Origin of the sequence: Litoribacterium kuwaitense, from assembly GCF_011058155.1 — a bacterium.
Taxonomy (GTDB): domain Bacteria; phylum Bacillota; class Bacilli; order Bacillales; family DSM-28697; genus Litoribacterium; species Litoribacterium kuwaitense.
The window spans coordinates 148,636-168,032 of sequence record NZ_JAALFC010000001.1; the positions used below are offsets into that span (position 1 = coordinate 148,636).

Annotated in this window: 23 protein-coding genes, 1 tRNA gene, 1 pseudogene and 3 riboswitches; of the genes and pseudogenes, 20 read left to right on the forward strand and 5 right to left on the reverse strand. The window is 43.7% G+C overall.

Annotated features, from left to right (window positions below; genetic code table 11):
• Positions 1-334: 334 nt before the first annotated feature.
• From G4V62_RS00780 to G4V62_RS00800, 6 genes are all read left to right on the forward strand, one after another.
• Positions 335-1,216, forward strand: coding sequence for a M14 family metallopeptidase (locus G4V62_RS00780; protein WP_165198869.1), 882 nt, complete (start codon positions 335-337; stop codon positions 1,214-1,216).
• Between the two features lie 99 nt (positions 1,217-1,315).
• Complete coding sequence (locus tag G4V62_RS00785; protein WP_165198870.1) at positions 1,316-2,359, forward strand: YqgU-like beta propeller domain-containing protein; 1,044 nt, start codon at positions 1,316-1,318, stop codon at positions 2,357-2,359.
• A 41-nt stretch (positions 2,360-2,400) separates the two neighbouring features.
• Positions 2,401-2,508, forward strand: a riboswitch (TPP riboswitch).
• 79 nt (positions 2,509-2,587) lie between these two features.
• On the forward strand, positions 2,588-3,415 hold the full coding sequence (thiE, locus tag G4V62_RS00790) for a thiamine phosphate synthase (RefSeq protein WP_165198871.1): 828 nt from the start codon (positions 2,588-2,590) through the stop codon (positions 3,413-3,415).
• 5 nt (positions 3,416-3,420) lie between these two features.
• Positions 3,421-4,191, forward strand: coding sequence for a thiazole synthase (locus tag G4V62_RS00795; RefSeq protein ID WP_165198872.1), 771 nt, complete (start codon positions 3,421-3,423; stop codon positions 4,189-4,191).
• A gap of 12 nt (positions 4,192-4,203) precedes the next feature.
• Entirely contained in the window at positions 4,204-4,590 is a 387-nt protein-coding gene (locus G4V62_RS20500) for an FAD-dependent oxidoreductase (RefSeq protein ID WP_312855402.1), read from the forward strand.
• Positions 4,536-5,324, forward strand: coding sequence for an FAD-dependent oxidoreductase (locus G4V62_RS00800; RefSeq protein ID WP_312855403.1), 789 nt, complete (start codon positions 4,536-4,538; stop codon positions 5,322-5,324). Before G4V62_RS20500 ends, G4V62_RS00800 begins: the two co-directional genes overlap by 55 nt.
• A 50-nt stretch (positions 5,325-5,374) precedes the next feature.
• Here the strand turns inward: G4V62_RS00800 and G4V62_RS00805 are convergent, their stop codons facing one another.
• Positions 5,375-5,560, reverse strand: a complete 186-nt coding sequence (locus G4V62_RS00805) for a DUF2759 family protein (RefSeq protein ID WP_165198873.1) — start codon at positions 5,558-5,560, stop codon at positions 5,375-5,377.
• Between the two features lie 464 nt (positions 5,561-6,024).
• On the opposite strand from G4V62_RS00805, the gene G4V62_RS00810 reads away from it, so the two are divergent.
• The gene (locus tag G4V62_RS00810) at positions 6,025-6,642 is read left to right on the forward strand and encodes an MBL fold metallo-hydrolase (protein ID WP_165198874.1); all 618 of its coding nucleotides are present in this window, start codon (positions 6,025-6,027) and stop codon (positions 6,640-6,642) included.
• 44 nt (positions 6,643-6,686) lie between these two features.
• On the opposite strand, the gene G4V62_RS00815 is transcribed toward G4V62_RS00810, so the two are convergent.
• Positions 6,687-6,926: a DUF2626 domain-containing protein gene (locus G4V62_RS00815; protein ID WP_165198875.1), complete on the reverse strand. Its 240-nt coding sequence runs from the start codon at positions 6,924-6,926 to the stop codon at positions 6,687-6,689.
• 186 nt (positions 6,927-7,112) lie between these two features.
• Here G4V62_RS00815 and mgsR point away from each other — a divergent pair.
• A pseudogene (mgsR, locus tag G4V62_RS00820) lies at positions 7,113-7,478 on the forward strand (transcriptional regulator MgsR); the annotation flags it as partial.
• 106 nt (positions 7,479-7,584) lie between these two features.
• Here the strand turns inward: mgsR and G4V62_RS00825 are convergent.
• Positions 7,585-7,656 (reverse strand) — tRNA-Gln (locus G4V62_RS00825).
• 87 nt (positions 7,657-7,743) lie between these two features.
• Between G4V62_RS00825 and G4V62_RS00830 the strand changes: the two genes are divergently transcribed.
• From G4V62_RS00830 to G4V62_RS00870, 9 genes are read left to right on the forward strand one after another with little or no spacing between them, the layout of a single operon-like run.
• Entirely contained in the window at positions 7,744-8,775 is a 1,032-nt protein-coding gene (locus G4V62_RS00830; protein ID WP_165198876.1) for an ATPase, T2SS/T4P/T4SS family, read from the forward strand.
• A complete protein-coding gene (locus tag G4V62_RS00835) occupies positions 8,748-9,791 on the forward strand; it encodes a type II secretion system F family protein (RefSeq protein WP_376768240.1) in 1,044 nt (347 codons plus the stop codon). Before G4V62_RS00830 ends, G4V62_RS00835 begins: the two co-directional genes overlap by 28 nt.
• Before the next feature lie 27 nt (positions 9,792-9,818).
• Entirely contained in the window at positions 9,819-10,121 is a 303-nt protein-coding gene (comGC, locus tag G4V62_RS00840) for a competence type IV pilus major pilin ComGC (protein ID WP_165198878.1), read from the forward strand.
• Entirely contained in the window at positions 10,108-10,542 is a 435-nt protein-coding gene (locus G4V62_RS00845) for a hypothetical protein (RefSeq protein ID WP_165198879.1), read from the forward strand. Before comGC ends, G4V62_RS00845 begins: the two co-directional genes overlap by 14 nt.
• Positions 10,532-10,867, forward strand: a complete 336-nt coding sequence (locus G4V62_RS00850; RefSeq protein WP_165198880.1) for a hypothetical protein — start codon at positions 10,532-10,534, stop codon at positions 10,865-10,867. Before G4V62_RS00845 ends, G4V62_RS00850 begins: the two co-directional genes overlap by 11 nt.
• Positions 10,864-11,268 carry a competence type IV pilus minor pilin ComGF gene (locus G4V62_RS00855; RefSeq protein ID WP_165198881.1) on the forward strand — a complete coding sequence of 135 codons (405 nt, stop codon included), beginning with the start codon at positions 10,864-10,866 and terminating at the stop codon, positions 11,266-11,268. The genes G4V62_RS00850 and G4V62_RS00855 overlap by 4 nt, the downstream gene beginning before the upstream one ends.
• Positions 11,261-11,662 (forward strand): hypothetical protein, encoded by a 402-nt coding sequence (locus G4V62_RS00860; RefSeq protein WP_165198882.1) that lies wholly within the window; start codon positions 11,261-11,263, stop codon positions 11,660-11,662. Before G4V62_RS00855 ends, G4V62_RS00860 begins: the two co-directional genes overlap by 8 nt.
• Positions 11,663-11,693: 31 nt before the next feature.
• Complete coding sequence (locus G4V62_RS00865) at positions 11,694-12,197, forward strand: shikimate kinase (protein ID WP_165198883.1); 504 nt, start codon at positions 11,694-11,696, stop codon at positions 12,195-12,197.
• Positions 12,198-12,235: 38 nt separating this feature from the next.
• Positions 12,236-12,406: a YqzE family protein gene (locus G4V62_RS00870; RefSeq protein WP_165198884.1), complete on the forward strand. Its 171-nt coding sequence runs from the start codon at positions 12,236-12,238 to the stop codon at positions 12,404-12,406.
• Positions 12,407-12,634: 228 nt separating this feature from the next.
• On the opposite strand, the gene G4V62_RS00875 is transcribed toward G4V62_RS00870, so the two are convergent.
• The gene (locus G4V62_RS00875; RefSeq protein ID WP_165198885.1) at positions 12,635-13,411 is read right to left on the reverse strand and encodes a YqhG family protein; all 777 of its coding nucleotides are present in this window, start codon (positions 13,409-13,411) and stop codon (positions 12,635-12,637) included.
• Positions 13,408-15,051: a DEAD/DEAH box helicase gene (locus tag G4V62_RS00880; RefSeq protein ID WP_165198886.1), complete on the reverse strand. Its 1,644-nt coding sequence runs from the start codon at positions 15,049-15,051 to the stop codon at positions 13,408-13,410. The genes G4V62_RS00875 and G4V62_RS00880 overlap by 4 nt, the downstream gene beginning before the upstream one ends.
• Before the next feature lie 106 nt (positions 15,052-15,157).
• A riboswitch (glycine riboswitch) is annotated at positions 15,158-15,247 on the forward strand.
• A gap of 1 nt (position 15,248) precedes the next feature.
• Positions 15,249-15,335, forward strand: a riboswitch (glycine riboswitch).
• A 103-nt stretch (positions 15,336-15,438) separates the two neighbouring features.
• Here G4V62_RS00880 and gcvT point away from each other — a divergent pair.
• From gcvT to gcvPB, 3 genes are read left to right on the forward strand one after another with little or no spacing between them, the layout of a single operon-like run.
• On the forward strand, positions 15,439-16,533 hold the full coding sequence (gene gcvT, locus G4V62_RS00885) for a glycine cleavage system aminomethyltransferase GcvT (RefSeq protein ID WP_165198887.1): 1,095 nt from the start codon (positions 15,439-15,441) through the stop codon (positions 16,531-16,533).
• Positions 16,534-17,910 (forward strand): aminomethyl-transferring glycine dehydrogenase subunit GcvPA, encoded by a 1,377-nt coding sequence (gcvPA, locus tag G4V62_RS00890; RefSeq protein WP_165198888.1) that lies wholly within the window; start codon positions 16,534-16,536, stop codon positions 17,908-17,910. It begins immediately after the preceding gene.
• Positions 17,882-19,348 (forward strand): aminomethyl-transferring glycine dehydrogenase subunit GcvPB, encoded by a 1,467-nt coding sequence (gcvPB, locus tag G4V62_RS00895; RefSeq protein ID WP_165198889.1) that lies wholly within the window; start codon positions 17,882-17,884, stop codon positions 19,346-19,348. The genes gcvPA and gcvPB overlap by 29 nt, the downstream gene beginning before the upstream one ends.
• Positions 19,349-19,397: the final 49 nt, after the last annotated feature.

Here is a 19,397-nt window from a genome sequence, read left to right on the forward strand (position 1 = left end):
CCGTACACTGATTGTAGTTTTTCATTATGAACCTAGCTGAAGAAAAGTTGTTTCTCGGTTTCTTTTTCAGCGTTGGCAGTATGTGTATTGGCAGAACCCTTGTCAAGTGAGTTCTATATCATCTTTTTGAAAATCCAGATTCTACATTGAACGCCTGTGCCAATGTTAATGCTTTTGATTTGTAATCCCCCCTTAACGTTTCAAGAAAAGGGAGCTGATTTTTTGAGAAATACGTAACCATGAATCAATAAACGTCGTACATAAAGTACTCGGAGGTATTTGCTGTTCATGCAGGTGCATATAGTTATATTGAGCAAATGAACGGAGGGATGTTTTGAATAATCATTTACCAACGATCAGTCATCTTTATAACAGGATAACTCGTTTAGAGGAGCGTTATCCTTTTGTCCGTGTGCAAACAATCGGTCATTCCGTCTTGCGGAGACCAATTTTTGAGGTGAGTATAGGAGAAGGCAGTCGCCAGCTACATGCAAATGCATCTTTTCATGCTCATGAATGGATTACCTCACTATCGTTGCTGGAATTTTTAGAAACATATGCTTACCATAGTGCTTATTCACCGAATAGTCATTGGGCTTTAACATATCAGGAAACAAATTTGTCTACTGTGCCAATTGTTAACCCTGATGGTGTGGCGCTTTTGCTAGACGGTGTAGAGTCAGCAGGCGAATGGCAAAATGACGTGCTCTCTTTAAACCGAAACAGCTATGATTTTACGGGCTGGAAAGCGAATATTCGTGGGGTAGATTTAAATAATCAGTTTCCCGCAGGATGGGAGATTGAACAACAACGAAAACCGCAAGCGCCTGCACATAGAGATTATCCAGGACCTAAGCCTTTAAGTGAGCCAGAAGCGCTGGCTATGGAAGCGCTTGTCTCAGCAAACGATTTTGAGCAAGTCGTTGCTTTTCACACCCAAGGCAAAGTGATTTATTGGGGATATCAGCACAAAGAGCCAACGGTATCAAGACAAATAGTGACTTCGTTTCAAAACGTTTGCGGTTATGAGCCGGTCCAAACCATTGACAGTCACGCTGGATTTAAGGACTGGTTTATTCAAACGCATAGACGACCAGGGTTTACAGTAGAGCTCGGAAAAGGGATCAACCCGCTGCCGCTGAGTATGTATCGTGAGATATATCAGGCAACAGAACAAATTATGGCCGCCTTTTTAAAGACAAAAGATTCCTGCTAAAAAGAATAGAGTGGAAACGATTGGTTTTTCATTGTGAAGTCAAAACCTAAACGGTAGAATAGAGAGAAAGAATGATAGATGATGGAGAGAATAATGTGGATGAAAATGTTGAAAGGGGTCTTGCTTTTTTGCCTAATCTTATTGGTGAGCTGTAATCAAGCGTCATCCCTTGGTCAAGCAAGTGTCAGTGCGAAAAGCTTAGAATTAAAGCAGGTCGGTATCAATGGCCTTGTCACTTTAGAAAGGACAGATGATGAGGCTTGGGAATTTATTCAATGGAAAAATAACGCGGAATTATATTTCTTAAAAAGGGAGCCTGAGAAGACCACGATCGTGCTTTATCATTTACATACCGGCTCGCAAAAAGTGTTATATGCGACAACGGATATTGTCAGTGCTGCCCAATATGAGCGAAGCCAGCAAAGGTTTGCTCTTCATACAAGCCAAACAGGGACAGACAGCACATTGTTAATCATCGATTCGGACGGCAACGTGTTAAATAAAAAAACAGCACAGGCCAATGACCTGTATATTGCGTTAAACCCTATGAATGCCTCGACTATGGTCATCTCTTCATTTAATCGAGACTGGAGCTTTAACACAGAAGTATGGAACTACGATACGGATGAGGTTATGAAAGTGGATACGGCCTCACCATTTGTCAAATGGATTAATGCATCTTCACTCATGTACCAAAATGCTGAAGACAATTCGCTTCATGTCGTTGAGAAAGAAGCGCATTCGGACATTCCCTTGCAAGCAGCTGTGAAGGATTTTTATATTGATGCACCAAATGTAGCCTTACTCCTAGAGCGTGAGTCTCGTCTCATGATCGGTATATATAAGATCGTAGAAGGCATTTTTCAAGAACAAGCGATGATTCCGTGGAAGGGAGACAGCTTTTTTTTGCCACCGTTGCAATTTCATCCGGAAAAAAACCAATTTTTTGTCATGCAAAATCGTATGGAGCAATCAATGTTACATACGTATCGTTTAAGCGATGGTGAGTCGCTGCAGGAGGTTCAATTGCCGATGAATCATCGTCTCGATGTATCGCCGAATGGTGAGTGGGCTATCGTACATTCTTACGATCAGGCAACGATTGTTCGCTTACGATCTAGCGAGACGAAGGAGATTTTGTAGCTGAGTTGAGAAATCTTTGATCATTTGAGATAATATAGTGAATGAGTGACTAGAGGTGCCCAATATGGGCTGAGAAAAAGAAATCGATTCTTTTACTCTTTGAACCTGCTCTGGGTTGTTCCAGCGAAGGGAAGTCACGGTGTAACGTTAGATGGGTTGATTTATACCATCCGTACAGCCGTTTCCCTATGGAAAACGGCTTTATTTTTTATAAAGGAGGATTTCTATATGCAGCTGGGACCCGTTTATTCTATTACAGGAGAAGTTTTTCATCCAGGTGTATCCATGCTTGAAGTCATGGAAGAGGCGCTCAAAGGTGGAGCTAATATTGTGCAGCTAAGAGATAAACATTCTTCTAAGCCAGTCGTTTATGAGAAAGCAAAGCAGCTAAAAAAGCTGTGTGATCAATATGATGTACCATTCATTATAAATGATTACATTGATATTGCTCTTGATGTGGATGCCACAGGGGTTCATCTCGGTCAGGACGATACACCGATTGAAGAAGCTAGAAGGCAGCTTGGTCCAGGTAAAGTGATCGGTATTTCAACTCACGGAATGGAGCAAGCTTTAGACGCACAAGCGAGAGGTGCGGATTATATTGGGGCAGGACCAGTCTACGAAACGAACACGAAAGAAGATGTTGTTGCGCCGGTAGGTCTTGAATATATTAAAGCGTTAAAAGAAAGTAATCTTCATATTCCGTTTGTTGCGATTGGTGGCATCAAGCTACACAATCTCCAAGAAGTCATCGAGGCAGGTGCAGCAAGCATTTGTATGGTGAGTGAAATCGTTGGGCATCAAGATCCCGCCTATGTCGTTCGGAAGGCGCATGAGTTGTTAAAAACGCATAACAGCATTTCGGTTCAATTGAATGGTAAAACGACAACAACGAACGTAGAAACGGTAGAAGCGCTTGTTAAAGAAATTGGCATTGACCCTGGTCTCGTTGTTACAGAAGTGGATGGGCAGATTATTCAAGAGGAAGACAGACATTCTGTTCTTCTTCACGATGGTATGTCAATAGAAATGGTTCAGTTTGTCGGAGGAGGATAAGCTTAATGAATCAATCATGGACGATTGGGGGGAAGACGCTCACTTCACGAATTTTTCTTGGGACTGGGCGATTTCCGAACCCGTTTGTACAAAATGAAGCCATTGAAGCATCAGAAGCTAACGTGCTAACGTTTGCCGTTCGGCGTGTCAATGTCGAAAATCCGCATGAAGATGCTATTTTACAACATTTAGATCGGCCGTTTGTCTACTTACCAAACACTTCTGGGGCGACAAATGCCGAAGAAGCGATTCGAATCGCAAAATTAGCGAGAGCGAGCGGGCTAAGCGATTGGATCAAAGTAGAAATTAGCGTTCAAGACCGAACGTTAATGCCTGACCCGATTGAAACCCTGAAAGCGACAAGGATACTTGTTGAGGAAGGTTTTAAAGTCTTTCCTTATACGTCCGACGATCCTGTGCTTGCCCAACGATTAGAAGAAGCCGGGGCGACAGCTGTTATGCCAGGTGGGTCACCGATAGGAACAGGCTTAGGGTTATTAAATCCATACAACCTACAGCAAATTTGTGAAACATTAACTGTTCCGGTCGTGATTGATGCTGGTATTGGCTCTGCTACAGATGCAACGTCAGCGATGGAGCTAGGCGCCAGTGCGGTGTTAATTAATACCGCAATTGCTCGCGCGCAAAACCCGGCAGCAATGGCTACGGCGATGAAGCATGCAGTCATGGCTGGGTACACAGCAAGACGTGCGGGGCGGATTCCGAAAAAACAATATGCGACTGAGAGCAGTCCGATCCACGGTAGGCTTTCGTAAAGGAGAGAGAACATGCCGCAGCAATCGATCAACATTGTAGGCGGAGGAGTCATCGGCCTTTCCATTGCTTTTGAAGCAAGACGACGAGGGTACGACGTCCGTATTTTTGAAAAATCCGCCTTTGGTGGTCAAGCATCCGGAGCGGCAGCTGGAATGCTGGCACCATATGCGGAGGTTGAAGAGGACCCAGATGATTTTTTTGTCTTATGTCAGGATAGTTTGCGTCTGTTCCCTGATTGGAAAGACGATATTCAATCCGTCAGCGAACAGCCATTTGAATATACTGCTAGCGGCAGCTTAACGGTTTTTTTCATGAAGCCGATCAGCTGGCTGCTGAAACGACGATGGAATGGCAAAGTAGCTTTGGTGTTGAAGCAGAATGGTGGGACCATCATCTAGTGCAAAAAAAAGCGCCTGGACTTAGTAACAGAATTACCGGCGCCATTTATCGACCTGAGGAAGCGCATGTATATGCGCCACATTACGTGCAATCATTAAAGATCGCTTGTGAACGCATCGGTGTGCAATGCTTTGACCATACATTTGTTCAACCGGTGCAGGATCTTGAAGCAGGTCATGTAAAAGCCGGAGATCACGTGTATGAAGCGGATCAACTAATTATTTGTTCAGGTGCATGGGCAAAGGAATGGGAGGAAGCTTTAGCTATTGATATTCCCATTATGCCGATTCGAGGGCAAATTTGCGCCTATCAAGAGCCACCATATTCTCTGCCGTATATCGTGTTTTCAAGCCAAGGTTACCTCGTTCAAAAAGAGACAGGCGTCGTCGTCGCAGGAGCGACAGAGGATATTGCTGGATTTCAAACGAGTGTAACTGAGCAAGGCATTCAACGATTGCAACGGTGGGCACCAAAATTAAAGCCTTCTCTGCAAGATGTAAAGCCCTTCCATCAATGGGCGGGATTACGACCAGCGACGAGAGACGGTTATCCGTTGATCGGTCGTGTAACGAAGAACCCGGCCGTTTTGTTAGCTTGTGGTCATTATCGAAACGGCATATTATTATCACCGGTGACCGCTAAGCTTGTTGCTGATCTACTGGAGGAAAAATCGGGCGTCAAAGAACGACTTCAATCGTTTGACCCGACCCGTTTTCAATTAAATGCTGTATAAAAAAGCCGTTAACCCTTTGACGAATCGTCGGGTTAACGGCTTTCATTTCATTAATAGGTTTGCGGACCATTAACAATAAGGCTGACGAGCGTGCTGACGGAAAACCATCCGAATACAGCGACCGTTGCTGCAGAGAAAGCAACAGCAATAAAATTCTTTGCGGAAAACGATCGGAAGAATCCGAAGACACCAAGAATCGTAATGATCCCAAAGATAATGATGATACCCAAGATCATCCCTCCCTTTCTAAACAGTGCATTGCTTGACACGTTTTTTAGAGCCTGCAACACGAAGAGCATGAGCATCCGGAGATGTGTCATGGCTATAGAGCTTTCATTAAGTGGTTGTCTACATGCCATGATACAATCCATTCATTCATGGCGAAGCTTACATGCATGACATACATGACGAAACGCAAACAAATGCTATGTATTTAAGCCTCGCTAGATGAGAGATCAGCATACGCATAAGACATTCATGGACAACGAGGGAATGTCCCTTTGAGCTCATAATGATGCAATTCGATTCCTCGTTCGTGAAGGCATGCCAACGTTTTTTTATTATATATAGAACGCATACATCCCTGTCGGATATATTTTACTCTTTTTTGTATCATTTGTCGATAAGCATAAGGAAAATATATGCTACGATGATAGGGATGAATGATTAAACAAGCCATTTTATTTTTGGAGGGTATAAGATGTCCTATCAAACATTGTCTTTAGGATTATTGGGGACCAATGCGTATGTGCTGACGAAAGATAACACACATCTCATTATCGATCCCGGTGATGAACCAGAGCGTCTTTCTCAAGAGCTCTCAGGGGATGTTGCAGCGATTATCCTGACTCATGCTCATTGGGATCATATTGGCGCAGTTCAGCCGATGCTTGAACAACATGAATCAATTCCTTTATATGTGCATGCTCATGAGGAGTCATGGCTTTTTGATGCTGCTAAAAATGGGTCCGCAAAAATGGGTGTTCCTGAAGTTAGTATTCGCGAAGGTGCACCAATCCATACGTTAAAACAGGGGAAATTATCTATCGGTCCATTTGATTTTCTCGTTTTAGAGACGCCAGGCCATTCACCTGGTAGCTGCTCATTTTATTGGGAAGAGGAAAATGTTGTTTTTGCAGGAGATGCTTTGTTTAAAGGAAGTGTCGGGCGCACCGATCTATACGGGGGAAATGGCGAGCAGCTCTTACAAAGTATTCAACAACAATTGCTCACTTTACCTAAACAAACTGTTGTCGCACCAGGACACGGGCCGCAGACGACAATTGAAGAAGAAATGACAACCAACCCTTTTTTATAACGTAAAAAACCCCTTTAATAGAGGGGTTTTTTCATAAAAGTGAATTAATGTACGCCAGGTTGGAAAACAAACGTCGTGTAATATGTGAATCCGGCAAAAAACACTGTTAAGTACGCGCCGAATACATATATATACATGCGCTCAGACAATTTGAGATAACTTAAAAATACAAAAAAGGCGGTCTGGGCAAAGAAAATAAGTGCCATTGGCTTTAAGTCGCCAAGAAAGGCCATGATCGCAATAATTGCTGTCCAAAACCCAAGCACGCGGTACATCCGTTCCATATGTATTCCTCCTCCTGCACACGAACATAAAAACATTCGATATCATTATAATACAAAATGAACCGGTTGCAAAGCTAGAAAAGCCAAAAAGAGAGATAAGATAAGAAAACTTTGGAAAAAGAGGTTTGGGAAACATTTAATTACGGGAAATGACAACAAGTAGATAGCCCAAAGGAGGATATGATCATGGACGAACATACTCAAATTATTTTTTATACGTATCCAAGCTGTACTTCATGCCGTAAAACGAAAGCCTGGTTAAAAAAGCATAACATCCCTTTTGGGGAAAGGCATTTATTTCGAGAGACGCCGACGGTTGAGGAGCTTCGCCACATTTTATCGTTAACAACTGAGGGAGTAGACGAAATATTAGCGACACGAAGTCAAACTTTCAAAAGATTGAATCAAGATGTAAACGATTTAAGTTTCTCAGAAATGATTCGACTACTACATAAAGAACCAAAGCTGTTACGACGGCCAATCATTACAGATGGAAAAAAGCTTGTCGTTGGCTATAATCCTTCAGCGTTGAGGAATATTTCCCAAAAAAAAAGAACGTCTGTCGGTTGCGAACTAATGCCAGCTAAACTGTATGATAATAAGCTAAAAGCTGGCTCAAACGCCTGTGCGCTAAAGCCAGCTTTTTTAATGAGCAATACTGGGCTAGCTGGATTCGAACCAGCGCATGACGGAGTCAAAGTCCGTTGCCTTACCGCTTGGCTATAGCCCATCGCTTTCCCTTTAATTATACTTTCCAGATCATTTTTTTTATACACACTTTTTGCAGGAGAATGTATTTTGGTGTCGAATCTATATTTTGAAATCACTAAGAGGAGGTGTCATATTTATTAATGGAATGGATGTGCTTATGCCTTTACTGAGAGAGGCTCAGCAAATGTCTGCGACGGACGTCCATTTTTTGCTTCAGCCGTCGTCAGAAAAAGTACAAGCTCAGTATCGTGCTCACGGCACAATATTCAACGGTTCACAGTTGTCATACGAGGCCTATCAAAGTCTGTTACGTCACTTGAAATTTTCAGCTTCCCTTGATATCGGGGAAGAAAGGCGACCACAAAGCGGTTCATATACGATCATGGTGAAATCTCAGCCGCTTGATCTTCGTATTTCCACGCTACCCGGAATCCCCTTAGAACATTTAACGATCCGCATACTCTCTTCAACCATTCTTCCCTTTGAAAAACTATCCATCTTCCCGACAGCACATCAACACATCCTTCCTTTGTTAAACGCTCCTCATGGGCTATTTTTATTGTGTGGTCCTACTGGAGCTGGCAAGACAACAACGCTATATGCCTTGCTGAAAACCATTCAAAAAACGACAAAAAAACGTATTATTACGCTAGAGGATCCAGTCGAGCAACAAATCGAAGGCGTCGTACAATTACAAATCAATGAGGCTGCAGGCTTTCATTATGAAGAAGGGCTCAGGTCTGTGATGCGCCACGACCCAGATGTTATTGTCATCAGTGAAATTCGTGATGCTCTGACCGCGAAATGGGTCATACGTGCATCAATGACTGGTCACCTCGTCTTAAGTACAATTCATGGGAGTCATCCATATTCTGCTGCACGGCGCTTTCTTGAATACGGCATTCAATTGCTTGACTTAGAAGAAAGTCTTCTCGGTATTTTGTCACAACGACTGGCAACTTTGGCTACTGCAAACCGTCTAATAAGCCGTCCGAGAGCAGCTGTGTTCGATTTAGCAATTGGTCAAGCGTGGAAACGCTCTGCAGCTGGTGAAGGACTAGCGAAAGAATTGCGTAAAGCTTACGCTTACGGATTTATTACAGAGAATGAATGGAGGAGGTGGTTCCCTTCTTCTTAAAACGACAAAAGAAAACATGGCCATTAGCTATACAGGCACTTTTTTTAAGTAAAGCAGGTCATTTAATGGATAAGGGGTACTCGATGCAGGATGCGTTAGTACACCTCCAAGCCTATTTTGGTCCAAAATATGAAAAAAGCTTTACGGAAATGCTGTTAAAGCTATCACAAGGGGTATCGTTTTCTGATGCTTTACATCACCTCGGCTTTCACGCGCACGTCCTTAGTTTTTTCAAAATGCCGCACTCGCAAAAAAGCTTCCCTGATCTGCTTAAACAATCCGGGGAGATGCTAGCTGGCTGGGCTACGTATCGCCATCAATTTTACCGTATCCTCCGCTACCCTATCATGATGACCATCGGCATGCTCTTGTTTCTTATTTGCTTAAAGATATATATCCTCCCGTTGTTTCAAGGCATTACCCAGGAAAAATCGGCTTGGTTTGCCACCGCTCTTCCTGATGTGCTCCTCATCGTTATCCAAGTGTTGTTTATCGCTTTTCTCCTAACGGTGCTCCTCGTATTTAGCTTGCAAAGGTGGGCTTCACCGCACGTAAGAACAACGCTTTATTTACGTATCCCTTTAGTTAAGCAATGGTTGCGTTACTATTACACCTATTTTCTTTCCACTCAGCTTTCTACGCTATTTTCCTCTGGTTGTTCTGCCAAAGAAGCCTTTTCTCTCCTGTCCAAAACATCTAGCAGTGCGTTTTTAAAAATAGAAAGCCACCGTATCTATGATTGCCTTGAGTCGGGTGAGACGCTCATTGTTGCGATAAAAAAAAGCGACTGCTACGATCCTTCGCTTCCCGCCATCATTTCTATGGGGCAATTAAATAGTGATTTATCAAAACAGCTATTTGAGCTAGGCGAAAGCATGGCTTCACGGATGAATGACATGATGAAAAGTATTGTTCAACGCACTCAGCCTATCCTTTTGCTTACGCTAGGTTGCTTTATTTTTGTGCTTTTTCTGTCTGTTATGCTCCCTGTCTTTCAAATGATGTCTGATATATAGATCTTCTTCCTGAAAGGAGTATTGTTCATGAAAAGTGAAAGCGGATTTACACTCGTGGAAATGTTGATTGTTCTCGTGATTATTTCTATTCTAATTGTGCTCACCGTAGCAAACCTGTCCAAAAATAAAGAGGTTGCTGAAGCGAAGGAATGTGAGGCGTTAAAAAATATTATTGAGAATCAAATGAAAGTATATGAAATTGATCAAGATGCAGCTGTTGAAGATATTCAATTGCTTATCGAGGATGGTTACATTCAAACAAATACGTGTCGGAATGGTATAACGTACACAATCGAAGGTGGGGAGGTCGTTGGTGATGGGTCTACTTAAGCAAGATGAGGGGCATTCCCTTATCGAGCTTATGCTCGTCTTATCGATCGTCTCTTCATTTGCTGTCATGATTGCTTGGCAAATGCCAATAGCGCAAGCAGCCAAAACAGATCGTTTTGTTCAACAATTTGTAACCCATCTAAGAGAGCTGCAATTGTCAAGTCAACAATTAAATACAGTAGGTATTTTTGAGCTTCGGGATCGTTCGTATACGATGAAATGGACGTGCTGTGCAAGTGAACGTCGAACGTATGATATCCCAGAAGGGGTCGATGTCGAGCCTATATCCATTGCTCCAACAACGTATTTCGGGCATGGCTCTCCTTATAAAGCAGGTTCATATCATATTACAGATCGAAATAGGCTTATCAGGGTAAGTATTTCGGTTGGTACTGGAAGAGTGACCTATCGTGAGATCTGAGAGAGGTTCAATTGCGCTCGATGCGTTGTATGGTCTCGTCACAATGATGATGTTGATCAGTTTGCTCACACCAATGTCTGTTTATTTTCAAAAAGAAGAGAAGGAAATGAAAAGAACGCTGCTAAAGTATGAGCTTGCTGAGCTGTTGGCTTTAAAACATCGAAATGGGGAGATCGGTGGAGCACAAGGGGAGTATCGATATGATCAGTCCATTTTTTTATGGACGAAACGAACGGTCGACGGCACAACAACGCTGTGTGTGACAGAGGACATAAGTGAGTCGACAGCGGAGTGTAAGTTGATGTACGAGGGGGGCGGTGGATGAACATCGTCAGCGTTTCTTATGGCTTGCTGTTTGCCTCCTTTGTTTTCATTATTACTGGCTGGTTGATTGCGTCACTTGAGTTACAGCCTGAAGCTGCGATGGAAAGGCAGGAATTGTATCTGTTCGTTCGCGATCTGCAAAGAGAATATCAGATGTCTGCAAAAGCTGAAGTCCAGGGAGACGAGCTGCATCTAACAGTGAACGGTGAACGTGTGACCTACGAAAAATACAATGATATTTATCGTCGCCAAGTGAATGGACGAGGGCATGATGTCGTCTTACAAGATGTTAAAAATATGTCTTTTCAGTTGTTGAAAGGAGGACTACTCGTCGCTATCCAATTTAAAAGTGGTCAAACCGTTTTAGAAACAATTCCGTCAATGGGGCAGCACGATGGCTAAGGAAGGAGGGTTTGTCTGTGTGTCTGCACTCGTGACAGGTTTGCTTTTGACAGCTCTCGTTTTGCATGCCAGCTCTCTGCATTTTTCGGATAAAAAAGCTTACCAATTAGAAATGGAGCGGAGGCAGTTAGAGGACTTCCTTCATTATGGCAATGAGTGGACGATGGACATCTTAAGAGAAGGAGGGTATACGGATGACGGGTGGCGTGAGGCTGGTTTTGAAGCGACAAAAACCTTCAACCATGGAGAAGTGACATGTACGGTTGTTTATGAACCATATACGGAGCTTCTCAATGTGACAATTCGTGCTGAAAATGATCAAGAAATGCTGGCAATGGTGACATTTCTATACGAACCTGACGAGCACATCGTGTTAAACTATAGGGTATATTGAGAAAATGTTTACCGTGAAGGGAGAATCATCGGTGCAGCCTATCTTTTTAACTGGTTTCATGGGAGCTGGGAAAACAACGGTTGGTCAGATTATCGCTGAACAGCTTCAGGCAGAATTTATTGATACAGACGAAGAAATTGAAAAGCAAGAGAAGCGAGAAATCCGTACGATCTTTGAAACAGAAGGAGAAGCGTATTTTCGTTCCGTAGAGGCTGCGGTGCTCCGCTCAGTTACAAAACCAGCAACTGTACTGTCTACTGGCGGTGGAATTGTATTAAAAGAAGCGAACCGTCGGTGGATGTTAGAGAATGGTTTATGGGTATTTTTAGAGTGCTCTCTTGAGGAGATTGAACGTCGTCTTGAAGATGATTTAAAGAGGCCGCTCTTAAAAGGAAATGCTAGAGAAAGAATTCAAACGCTCTATAAGGAGCGGCTAGCCTTATATCGGCAAGCATCTTGGATCGTACAAGCGGATCAAGGCTCGCCAAAGGAGATTGCTTCAAGTGTAATCGATCGTATACAAAACGCTGTATAAGGACATAATAAATAGTTGAAAGGTAAGGAGGTGAAGAGATGAGCACCAATGATTTTGTAAAACAGGTCACCGCGCAGTTTGCCACATGGATCGATCCAGAAAACAAACCTGAGGTGCAGTCAAAGCATCAGAAACACCCATACAGCCATCGGTGGTTTGGGCTCTTGCCTTTCTCTATCTCTATGCTGCGGGGGCGACGGTCGTCATAACACCTGTTTGGCGTAAGATGCTCGGGTAATAGATCCGCGGCAAGGTGAAGACAAAATCATTTTGCGATTTTGTCTTCACTTCAGCACATGCTTGCGAAATTTTAATTTTAGCTTGGCCTTTAATTAAGACTAAGTAATATTAAAAATATTCATATAAAAAAGGATGACACAGGTCAACAGCTGACCCCGGCGATGATGAAGCCGGGGATTTTTAAGTTTGTCGAAGTGTCAAGGAAGAAGGTAAAATATTCCTGCGTTAATCACTTCTACATAAATATGAGGCGTATACTGCTCTTCGATGGCTTTTTTTTCAATCTCATAGCTTTCCGGTAGCTCATGTTCACCCGCATAAAAAGCGTCTAATAGCTCGAGATCCTCTTGCATACGTGCTTCAGCGGCTTTTGCCCAATCGTCTGGGCCTTGATCTATGGCCTCCATAAGCATTTGTTTTATGCGAACGAAGGCGCTTGGTGGTTTAATAATTGGCGCCATGATAAAAGTCAATTCAGGCAAATGGGGGCTAAGCGGACGAGAGGCAAGAGAATCCATAAAATGATCTTTGACTGTACCGGTTAACAAATGAATCCCAAGAGACAAAATAATATCTTTTCGTCGGTCGCATAAGTACGATATTTTTACATTCACATTAAGCCAAGGGTGCAGCCCCGTTTGGTTACCAGGAATACCTCGAGTCTCCTCGTAAAGGCGTGTCCACCGACCGCGCAGGCGGAGCTGATCCAGCAATTGATGAAAGCGGGGTGAGCCAGAATGAAGAACTTCACCGTCACCAGGAGCGTCTGGATTTATTTTTAAATGGAGCTGCATCGGCTTTGGCGTTTCTCCTGTACTGCGAACGTATTGCCAGTAAAACGGCCGGTTCATAAGCGCTTGGTCAAGCTCTTCAGTTAGTTGAATGTGCAGTGTACCAGGTGGCGAAGAAAGAATGTCGGCTCCTGAGCGACGAAAAATGGTCTGTGCAATGTCTTGCACTTCATATGCATTCATTGCGCCTTCTCCTCTCCGAGATTTTTAAGAACGGATGTTAAATGATCAATTTTGATTTTCTGTTCGCCAGTTGATTCTGAGTGTGTAAAAATATCCTCAATGTACTCATCCACTTCGGTCATTTGCACTCGCTCCAAAATATCATCTAACCGACCGATGACGTTTTCAAAGAGATGAATTTTTTCATACAGCATTGAGACAATATGTGTCTCGATGGTGTCTCTTAAAGCTAGATTGTAGATGTGCACATCGTTTTCCTGACCGAGACGATGGAGACGGCCGATACGTTGCTCAACGCGCATTGGGTTCCACGGCAGGTCATAGTTGAAAACGTGGTGGCAAAACTGCAAATTAATCCCTTCACCTCCAGCTTCTGTCGCAATGAGGACGTCGGCGTGATCGCGAAATAGCTGCTGCATCCAATCTTTTTTGCTTCGTTTAAAGCCACCGCGAAAAGGAACTGAACGAATCCCATGTTGTTGACACAACCATTGTAAATAAACTTGGGTCGCACGATATTCGGTAAAGACGACGGCCTTTTCCTTCGTTTGCTGGAGCAATTTGAGAAGGTGCTCTGCCTTTGCATGAATTTTTAGTTCTTGCATCCGATTAAGAAGAGGTTGCAGCACGTCCACTTCTCCAGAAGTTAACGTTTGATCTTGGGCGTATTGAGAAATGGTCTGAAAAAAAGCTTCACGGCTACTGCAAAATTCTCGTTGTAGCGTAATCAGTAAGAAAGGGTGCTTTCTAAATCGCTCTAACGTTTCTGGCAGACGCGAAATTTCTTGATAAATGGCATGCTCCTCTTCGCTCATGTCAATATTCTCGGTATGGACAACCCGATCCGGCCATTCCAGACCTGTGTCCTGCCGTCGGTTCCGTACCATCACTCGCCCGATGAGCTCTTTCAAGTCATGCTGTTCTTTCGTACTCTTCCCTAGCTTGCCTCGTTTTTCGATTGGGCCGAGGTGGCCTGGCTTTAAGAGAGAAACGAGGTGAAACACTTCATCGATTTTATTTTGCACGGGCGTTGCTGTTAGTAGGAGACAGAATTTTTTCTTTAAATGCCTAACAAATTCATAGTTTTTCGTTTTATGATTTTTTAAACGATGTGCTTCATCAATGATGACCATGTCGTAATTTTGTTCATAAATGATGGAGCGGTGCGGTTCGCGTTTTGCTGTATCTAGCGAAGAAATGACAACATCACATTGCTCCCATACGTACGTTTTTCGATGGGAGACAGCGGGAATGAAAAACTTCGTGTTTAATTCTTGCTCCCATTGTGAAACAAGTGAGGCCGGAGCTAGAATTAATACTTTTTGTACGAGCCCGCGAATCATATATTCTTTTAAAATAAGCCCCGCTTCAATTGTTTTTCCAAGTCCAACTTCGTCCGCGAGAATGGCCTTGCCGTTCATTTGCTGGATGACTCTTTCAGCCGTTTCACGCTGATGCTTAAAAATTTCAAGCTCTGGCAAGTGATCTGGTGCAAGCAGCTGATCAAAGCTTTGGATGCGCTTTTTCTTCTCAACTTCATAATGAAGCTGATAAAGCGTCCAATCGTCCCAGTGGCCGTCAGCTTCATAACGTTTCATAAACTGATCATTAAATGATGAATCGAATTGAATATCTGTCATCGTGGCACCTCTTAAAAAATACGTGTTGAATCATCCTCCCGTTTGGTGGTAGGATGTAGATAGCTATTTTCAGTGTAACCAATAAACTTAAAAAATATTGTTGCGGATGAAAACAAGGGGAGAGATCGGATTTATTTCCGACGCCGAAGGAGCAAACCAAAGTGAATCTCTCAGGCAAAAAGACTCTTGTGGGACGCTTCTCTGGAGAGTGCTGCTTGCAGCCGCCAACGGGGATACAATTGTTTTTTAATTGTGCAAAACTCTCAGGTGACAAGGACAGAGGACAGTTCGTGAGGAAGACTCGCGCTGTTTTGCTGTCCTTGTTTTTTTATGATCCCTAAAACCAATGCTTTGAAATGTAAGAAAAATGAAAAAGGGTGTGAGTGTATGGGTTTGAAAAAAACGCCACTGTATGATGTAGCGTTGTCTGAAAAAGCTAAAATGATTGATTTTTCCGGATGGGCGATGCCTGTTCAATTCTCAGGCATCATCGATGAACATACGGCTGTTCGTACTGCGGCAGGGATTTTTGACGTTTCCCATATGGGCGAATTTGAAGTGAGCGGTCCGAACAGTGTCGATTATTTAAATCGGCTGGTGACCGGTCATGTGGATCAGCAAAAAATCGGTAAAGCAATGTATACCTTTTTGTGTAATCCACAAGGGGGCATCATTGATGATCTTATCATTTATCGTTTAAGCGATGAATTGTTCTGGCTCGTCGTTAACGCAGCCAACCGGCCAAAAGACTGGGCTTGGCTTGAACAACATTTACCTGTAGAAGGCTGTTCTTTACGAGATGTTTCGGATGACACAGCGTTAATCGCTTTACAAGGGCCAACATCTGAGCAGTTATTGACTGAAGTGGCTGGGACATCTGTTGAACTTGTGCCATTTTCATTCCAATCACTTTCCATTGTTGGATACGATGTCCTTGTTGCCCGCACAGGCTACACTGGGGAAGACGGTTTTGAAATGTACATTCCTTCATCTGGTGCAGAGGCAGTTTGGACAGCATTACAAAAGGCTGGGGCTAAGCCATGTGGTCTAGGGGCGCGTGATACACTACGGTTGGAAGCTGCCTTACCATTATACGGTCAAGATCTGACTGAAGACATTACACCATTAGAGGCGAAGCTTAGCTTTGCTGTGAAATGGAAAGAACGTCCGTTTATTGGGCAGGAAGCACTTGCGAAGCAAAAAGAAGAAGGCGTACCCCAGAAGCGAGTCGGCTTAACGATGAATGGTAAACGAATCGCACGCACAGGACATGATGTCTACGAGCAGGCAGACGACACAGAACCAATTGGTGTAGTGACGAGCGGAACTAAATCACCGACATTAGGAAAGCCAATTGCGCTAGCGTATGTTCCTGCGACGATGATGCCGGGGGATACTGTCGTCGTCGACATTCGGGGCGCAAAAGAAACGGCGACCATTGTTAAGCTGCCTTTTTATAAACGTTCTAAGGAGGATAATTAAATGAAGCATCGTTATTTGCCAATGACAGAAGCGGATCAAGCTGAAATGCTGACTGCACTTGGGTTGGAGGACGCAGAGTCGCTCTTTGCCAGCGTTCCAACGCATTTACGTTATCAAATTCGTCAAAGCCATTTGGCGGAAAGTATGTCTGAAGCCGATGTGCTTACGTATTTTCAAAATAAAGCAAATGAAAACGCTCATACGAACTCGTACACATCATTTCTTGGTGCAGGTGTATATGATCATTACATCCCAACGATCGTTGACCATGTTATCTCAAGATCGGAATTTTACACGGCTTATACGCCTTACCAGCCAGAAATGTCACAAGGAGAGCTGCAAGCCATTTTTGAATTTCAGACGATGATTGCCGAGCTGACAGGAATGGATCTTGCGAACTCGTCAATGTACGACGGCGCAACAGCGATGGCTGAAGCTGCGCAGCTTGCTGCAAGTCATAAAAGAAGGCGTAAAGTCATCGTCTCGGAAACTGTCCATCCAGAATCAATCGAAGTGTTGCATACGTATAGCGGTGGCGGCAATTTTGATGTTGTGCAAGTGGAAAAAAAGCAAGGTGTGACTGACTTAAGTCTCTTAACAGAAGTGGTTGATAACGAGACGGCGTGTGTCATCGTTCAGTCTCCGAACTTTTACGGACAGTTGGAAGATCTTGAAGCTTTATCCAATGCAGCAAAAGCAGCAGGAGCGTTATTTGTTGTAAGCGCCAATCCGCTCTCATTAGGTGTCTTGACGCCGCCAGGAGACTTTGGCGCTGACATTGTTGTTGGAGATGTTCAACCATTCGGTATTCCAGCGCAATACGGAGGGCCTCACTGTGGCTTCTTTGCAGTCAAAAAAACCTTTATGCGCAAAATTCCCGGGCGTATTGTTGGTGAAACTGTTGATGAAAACGGTCAGCGTGGCTACGTATTGACGTTACAAACGAGAGAGCAGCATATTCGTCGTGACAAGGCGACATCTAACATTTGTTCCAACCATGCACTATTTGCGTTGGCGTCTTCTGTAGCGATGAGCGTTCTAGGTAAGCAAGGTATTCAAGAAATGGCTGAGCAAAATATTCGTCATGCACATTATGCAAAAAAAGCGTTTAAGGAAGCAGGCGTTCAAGTCGTCTATGATGGACCATTCTTTAACGAGTTTGTGATTGATACTGAGTGTCTAGCTGCGGATGTCGTGAAGAAGCTCATGGATAAGCGTATTCTTGGGGGCTTTGACCTTGGAAGAACGTCAGATGATGAAAAAAGTCATCTGCTCGTATGTGTGACAGAAAGTCGAAAAAGAGAAGAGATTGACGAGCTCGTTCGTCTCGTTAAGGAGGTCATGACTCATGGAAAAACAACAACCACTACTTTTTGAGATGTCGCGGGAAGGTCGGATTGCGTATTCATTGCCAAAAAGTGATGTACCTGAATTAGACGAAAATCCAATCCCAGACTCCCATCGCCGGAAAAAGGCACCACGTTTACCTGAGGTATCTGAAGGTCAAATTATGCGCCACTACGTTCATTTGTCCAATCGGAACTTTGGTGTCGACACGAGTTTTTATCCGCTCGGATCTTGTACGATGAAGTACAACCCGAAAACGAATGAAACGATTGCTCGCCTACCTGGGATTGCTCACGTACATCCGTATCAGCCTGAGGATTCAGTACAAGGCATGCTGTCTATGCTTTATGATATGCAGTCTATTTTATCGGAAATAACGGGCATGCATAGTGTGAGCCTGCAGCCAGCAGCAGGTGCTCACGGTGAGTGGGCTGGTTTAATGATGATTAAAGCATTCCATCAAGCCAATGGAGAACAAGAGCGAGATACAGTGATCGTGCCAGATTCTGCGCATGGTACGAACCCTGCATCGGCAAACGTAGCTGGTTACAATACAGTAACCGTTCGATCTACAGACGAAGGAACCGTTGACTTAGAACACCTGAAGGAACTTGTCAACGACAAAACGGCAGCACTGATGCTGACAAACCCGAATACATTAGGTATTTTTGAAACACAGATTGTCGAAATGGCGGAAATTGTTCATAAAGCAGGTGGAAGATTGTACTATGATGGTGCCAATTTGAATGCCATCTTAGGAAAAGTACGCCCTGGGGATATGGGCTTCGACGTTGTCCATTTAAACTTACACAAAACATTTACCGGCCCTCACGGAGGAGGCGGGCCAGGCTCTGGACCTATTGGTGTGTCAAAAGAACTCGAGCCGTTTCTGCCGAAGCCAGTGCTTGCGAAAACGACGGAAGGATACCGTTGGGAGCATGAGCGACCTCAGTCCATTGGACGCGTCCGTTCGTATTACGGCAATATTGGTATTGCGTTGCGTGCTTATGCGTATATATTGTCAATGGGGAAAGATGGCATGGATGAAGTGTCAACGCAAGCTGTCATTAATGCAAATTATTTAAAGCACCGATTGGCTGAATGGTTTGATGTTCCTTACCCAAGCCATTGCATGCATGAATTTGTCGTGTCAGGAAAGTCGCAAAAGAAGCTCGGCGTACGTGTGCTTGATATTGGTAAGCGATTGCTCGATTATGGTTATCATCCGCCAACAATTTATTTCCCTTTAAATGTGGATGAGTGTATGATGATTGAGCCGACGGAAACAGAAGCCAAGGAGACGCTTGATGCGTTTGCTGATGCTCTTGGTCAAATTAATGAAGAGATCAAAACAAATCCCGAAATTGTTCAAGAAGCACCACATACGACTTCTGTGGCCCGTCTTGATGAAACAAGAGCGGCACGTCAGCCAGTGCTCACTTATTCTTGGCCCGAAGATGATCAATAAATCATTACGAAAAACGCAGGCATCCATTTTTCGGAGCCTGCGTGTTGGT